Annotated in this window: 5 protein-coding genes; 1 reads left to right on the plus strand and 4 read right to left on the minus strand. The window is 73.5% G+C overall.

All coding sequences use genetic code 11. The features are described 5' to 3' along the window. Positions 1-146: 146 nt before the first annotated feature. Positions 147-1,385, plus strand: coding sequence for an MFS transporter (locus tag HMPREF0731_RS23065; RefSeq protein WP_007003180.1), 1,239 nt, complete (start codon positions 147-149; stop codon positions 1,383-1,385). Positions 1,386-1,453: 68 nt separating this feature from the next. Here HMPREF0731_RS23065 and HMPREF0731_RS06135 read toward each other — a convergent pair whose 3' ends face one another. The 4 genes from HMPREF0731_RS06135 to HMPREF0731_RS06150 form a co-directional block, all read right to left on the minus strand. Further along, on the minus strand, positions 1,454-2,488 hold the full coding sequence (locus HMPREF0731_RS06135) for a site-specific DNA-methyltransferase (RefSeq protein ID WP_211207912.1): 1,035 nt from the start codon (positions 2,486-2,488) through the stop codon (positions 1,454-1,456). 156 nt (positions 2,489-2,644) lie between these two features. Beyond that, entirely contained in the window at positions 2,645-3,262 is a 618-nt protein-coding gene (locus HMPREF0731_RS06140; protein WP_007003182.1) for a ribonuclease HII, read from the minus strand. 31 nt (positions 3,263-3,293) lie between these two features. Beyond that, positions 3,294-4,223: an alpha/beta hydrolase family protein gene (locus tag HMPREF0731_RS06145; protein ID WP_007003183.1), complete on the minus strand. Its 930-nt coding sequence runs from the start codon at positions 4,221-4,223 to the stop codon at positions 3,294-3,296. Between the two features lie 52 nt (positions 4,224-4,275). Further along, a complete protein-coding gene (locus tag HMPREF0731_RS06150) occupies positions 4,276-4,728 on the minus strand; it encodes a GNAT family N-acetyltransferase (RefSeq protein WP_007003184.1) in 453 nt (150 codons plus the stop codon). Positions 4,729-4,869: the final 141 nt, after the last annotated feature.

The raw sequence follows: 4,869 nt of genomic DNA on the forward strand, positions 1-4,869 counted from the left end.
CGGGGTGGCGACCCCACCCGGCGCAACCCGGCGCCCAGCTGCCATGCGGGGGCCGGGGGCAGGCAGGCGGCGCGACCTCTGCTACGCCTGGGGGGTGAGGCGCGGCAGCCCCGCCGCGTGGCGCCCAGAAACGACCGAGGAATGCCATGACATCCCCGCGCGAGGCCTCGGCCGCCTTCGTGGCGCCGCTGCTGGTGCTGGCCTGCGGCCATATGCTCTCCAACCTGGTGCGCACCCTGCCGGCCATCGCCGCCGACCTGCTCTCGGCCGATCTCGGCGTCTCGGCCGAGGGGCTGGCCAGCCTGACCGGCGCCTATCACTTCGCCTTCGCCGCCGGGCAGATCCCGCTCGGGGTCGCGCTGGACCGCTACGGGGTGCGGCCGGTGGCGCTGGTGCTGCTGGCCACCATCACGCTGGGCGCGGTGCTGGCGGCGCTGGTCGGCGGGCCGGCGGGCTTCCTGGTCGCGCAGATCGTGCTCGGCCTCGGCTGCTGCGGCATGCTGCTCTGCCCGATGACGCTGGCCGCCAAGCTGCTGACGCCCGCGAAATTCGGATTGTGGTCGGGGCTGATCCAGGGGGTGGGCAATATCGGCATGCTGCTCTCCGCCTCGCCGCTGGCCTGGCTGGTGGAGCGGCAGGGCTGGCGCGCCGGCTTCTGGGTGGCGGCGGCGCTCGGCCTGGTGGTGGCGCTGCTGGTGGCGCGGCTGGTGCCCGCCCCGGTTCCCAATCCCGGCCCGCACCCGACGCTGGCCGAGGATGCCCGGCGGGTGCTGCGCATGGGGCTGGGCCGGCGGCTGCGCGGCATGGTGCTGCTGGCCTTCGCCTCCTTCGCCGTGGTGATCGGGGTGCGCGGGCTGTGGGGCGGGCCGTGGCTGATGGAGGTGAAGTCCCTGCCGCGCATCGAGGCCGGCAATGTGCTGCTGGTCTGCACTCTGGCGCTGATCGCCGGGCCGGCGCTGGCCGGGGTGCTGGACCGCCGCTTCGGCCAGCGGCGGGCGCTGCTGGCGCTGGGCCATGCGCTGGCCGGGCTGCTGCTGCTGCTGCTGGCCGCCGGCGGCCCGGGCGGCTGGCTGTCGGGGGTGCTGGGCTTCGCCATGCTGCCGCCCTCGGGCGATGCGCTGCTGCTGTTCGGCTTCGGCCTCAGCATCTCGATCCAGCCGCTGATCTTCGCCATGACGCGGGCCGCCGTGCCGCCGGACGAGGCCGGCAAGGCGCTGTCCGCCGTCAACCTCTCCTTCTTCCTGGGTGCCGCGGTGCTGCAGGCGGCTTCAGGGCCGGTGGGCGCCAGCCATGGGCCAGGCGCCGCGATCGGTTTCCTGGGCGCCTGCGTGCTGGCCTGCACGGTGCTGTTCCTGGCCACCACGCGCCGGGCCGAGGCGCGCTGATGGGTTTCCAAAGGCCTCAGGCCTTTGGTGGGGAGTGAGAGGGGCAAAGCCCCTCTCAGGGGCGGCGTTCAGCCGCCCTGGCTGGCGACGAGTTCGGCGCGCAGCTCGTCCAGCAGGCGCAGCGTGCCGTCGCGCCGCTCGACATGCCAGAACAGCCAGCCATTGCAGGAGGGCGCCTCCTGCACCGCTGCGCCGACCTGGTGGATCGACCCCTGTGCCTTGCCGCAGCGGAGAGACCCATCGGCCCCCACCTCGGCCACGAAGCGGCGGTGGCGGTCCACCAGCCGGGCGCCGGGCGGCACCAGCCCGCGCTCGACCAGCGCACCGAAAGGAATACGCGGCTGCTCCCGCTTGGTGGGGGTCACCAGCATGGCGCTTTCCGACAGCGGCTCGACCGCCTGGATGCGGGCGCGGGCGGCGGCGGCGTAGGTCGGGTCGCGCTCGATGCCGATGTAGCGGCGGCCGAGGCGGCGGGCGACGGCGGCGGTGGTGCCGCTGCCCAGGAAGGGGTCCAGCACCACATCGCCGGGCGAGGTGCAGGAGAGGATGACGCGGTGCAGCAGCGCCTCGGGCTTCTGGGTGGGGTGGACCTTCTGCCCCTTCTCGTCGCGCAGCCGCTCGGACCCGGTGCAGAGCGGGATGAACCAGTCGCTGCGCATCTGCACATCGTCGTTCAGCGACTTCATGGCGGTGTAGTTGAACTTGTAGCGGCTCTCCTGCCCGCGCGAGGCCCAGATCAGCGTCTCATGCGCGTTGGTGAAGCGGCGGCCGCGGAAATTCGGCATCGGGTTGGCCTTGCGCCAGATGACGTCGTTCAGGATCCAGAAATCGAGATCCTGCAGCGCGACGCCCAGGCGGAAGACGTTGTGGTAGCTGCCGATGACCCAGATGGTGCCGTCCTTGCGCAGCACGCGCCGCGCCTCGGTCAGCCAGGCGCGGGTGAAGGAATCATAGGTGGCGAGGTCGGAGAAGCGGTCCCAGGCGTCGTCCACGCCATCGACCACGCTCTCATCCGGCCGGCGCAGCTCGCCCTTCAGCTGCAGGTTGTAGGGCGGATCCGCGAAGATGGCGTGCACCGAGGCCGGCGGCAGCGCCCGCAGCATCTCGATGCAATCCCCCTCCAGAATGCAGTCCAACGGCAGATCCAGCCCCGTCCCCACGCCCGCGAAACCCCCAGCGACTCGAAGGCGGACAATGCGCGGGGCGGAGTCGCGCCGTCAAGGAAGCGCGAGCGCCATTCCTCCCCCGAGTCGGTGGGATCAGAGCAGGGCGAGCTGGTCCACGGGCGCGAAGCCGCGCCGGTGGTGCGGGCAGGGGCCGAGCTTTTCCAGCGCCGCGCGGTGCGCCGCCGTCGGGTAGCCGGCATGGCGGGCGAAGCCATAGCCCGGCCAGCGGCCATCCAGCCGGATCATGGCGCGGTCGCGCGTCACCTTGGCCAGGATCGAGGCGGCGGCGATCGACAGGCTGAGCGAATCCCCCTTCACCACGCAGCGCGTGGCGCAGGGCAGGCGCGGCGCCGCATTGCCATCCACCAGCACCAGGTCCGGCAGGGCGGGCAGGCGGGAGACGGCGCGCCACATCGCCAGATGCGTGGCGCGCAGGATGTTCAGCCGGCCGATCTCGGCGGCCGAGGCGGCGGCGATGGCGTAGTCCAGCACCCCGGCGCGGGCGGCGGCGCGCAGCACGGCGAAGGCGGCCTCCCGCTTCTCGGCCGAGAGCTTCTTGCTGTCATCCAGCAGCATGGCCAGCGTGTCGGGGGGCGCGCCGTGGAACATCACGGCGGCGGCCATCACCGGCCCGGCCAGCGGGCCGCGCCCGGCCTCATCGACGCCGGCGACGCGCCCGCCCGCCGCCAGCTCCAGCGTGTAGTCCGGCATTCCGCCCCAACCTTGACCAACCCGGGCCGGCTCAGCCCAGGCCCTTGCGCTCCAGCCTGTCGCCCGCGGCCAGCAGGCCGGGGGCGCCGTCGCGCAGGAAGGCGCGGGCGGCGGCATCGCCCAGCCATAGGGCGCGCAGGAAGGCCAGGGCAAGGCCGGCGGCGCGGTTGTGGTAGGTGTCCTCCTCCCACCGCCCGCCGACCCCCGGCTCGCCGGCGAAGCTGGCATGGCCGGCCCCCTGCAGCACCGCCAGCACGCCGGGCGCCTGGATCGAATCATAGGGGATGCGCCGCGCCTCGGCCCGCACCCCGCCGATCCAGCTATGGTCCTCGCTGCCGGTGATGGAGAGCATCGGCGCCGCCACGCGGGCGAAGGCCAGGCGCGGCGGCAGCCCCTCGGGCGGCATGGGGGAGAGGGCGATGCCGGCGGAGAGCCGCGGATCCGGCAGGGTCAGGCCGCGATCGCCGCCGGGCAGGCGCTGGCCCAGCATGTGCTGCACCAGCCAGGCGCCATAGGAATGCCCGGCGATGCCGATGCGCCGCGCATCCACCCGGCCCGCCAGCTCCGGCCGGCGGGGGATGGCGTCGAGCAGGAAGACGATGTCGCGCAGCCGGTCCAGCGCGCGGCCGGCATCGCTGGCGGCGGCGGCGAAATTCGCCTGCCGGTTGGCCTCGCCACGCCACAGGCTGTCATCGGTGCCGGGGTGCTGCACATGCAGCGCGGCGATGCCGCCCTGCGACAGCCCCTCCCCCAGATAGGCCAGCCCCTCGCGCGAGCCGCCAAGCCCGTGCGAGATGATCACCAGCGGCACCGGCCCCTGCCCTTGCGGCAGGCGCAGCAGCACCGGCAGGCTGCGCTGCCGCTCGGCATCCGGCCAGTCCTGGCGGGTGGTGGCGACGGCGCCGGCGGCGCGGGGCAGCAGCAGCGCGGGCAGCGCCAGGGCGGAGCGGCGGGTCAGCATGGCCTTGCAGATGGCCCCGCCGCACCCGCTTTCCCAGCCCGAGCAGGCCGCTTCAGAGCTTCAGATCGTAGGTTTTCCAGGGCGTCAGCGCCGCCACCCGGTCATAGACGGCGCGGCCGCGGTAATTGTCCTCCGCGGTGATCCAGCGGATCACGCTCCACCCCTTCTGCCGGCCCACCTCCGCAATGGCGCCGATCAGCGCATCGGCCAGCCGCGTGCCGCGTGCCGCCGGGTCGACGAACAGGTCGTCGAGGAAACCGCCGGTGCTGGCCGAGAGCGGTCGCGCGAAGGGCCGGTAATGCGCCAGGCCCAGCCCCCTGCCCTCCGGCGAGAGCGCGATGAAGGCCTGCACCTCATGCGCCGGGTCGTGGATCCAGCCCCAGACTTTCTCACGCATCTCCGGCGTCTGGGTGACGCGGTAGAATTCCGCATAGCCCTGGTAGAGGCGTTCCCATTCGGCGCGATGCTGCGGCGCGAGCGGCAGGATCTGGAAGGCAGAACTCATCTTGGCGTGTCTCCGGCGGGACGCGGAACCGGAACGGCCCGGCGCGCGTTTCTGGCCATCATGCTGACCGAGACTGCCGCCGCGGTCGAGACACCGCGCCGCCCCCGCCGCACCGCCCCGCCGCCGCCCCCGCCCGTGGAG

This window comes from Pseudoroseomonas cervicalis ATCC 49957 (genome assembly GCF_000164635.1).
In the GTDB taxonomy this organism is placed as follows: domain Bacteria; phylum Pseudomonadota; class Alphaproteobacteria; order Acetobacterales; family Acetobacteraceae; genus Pseudoroseomonas; species Pseudoroseomonas cervicalis.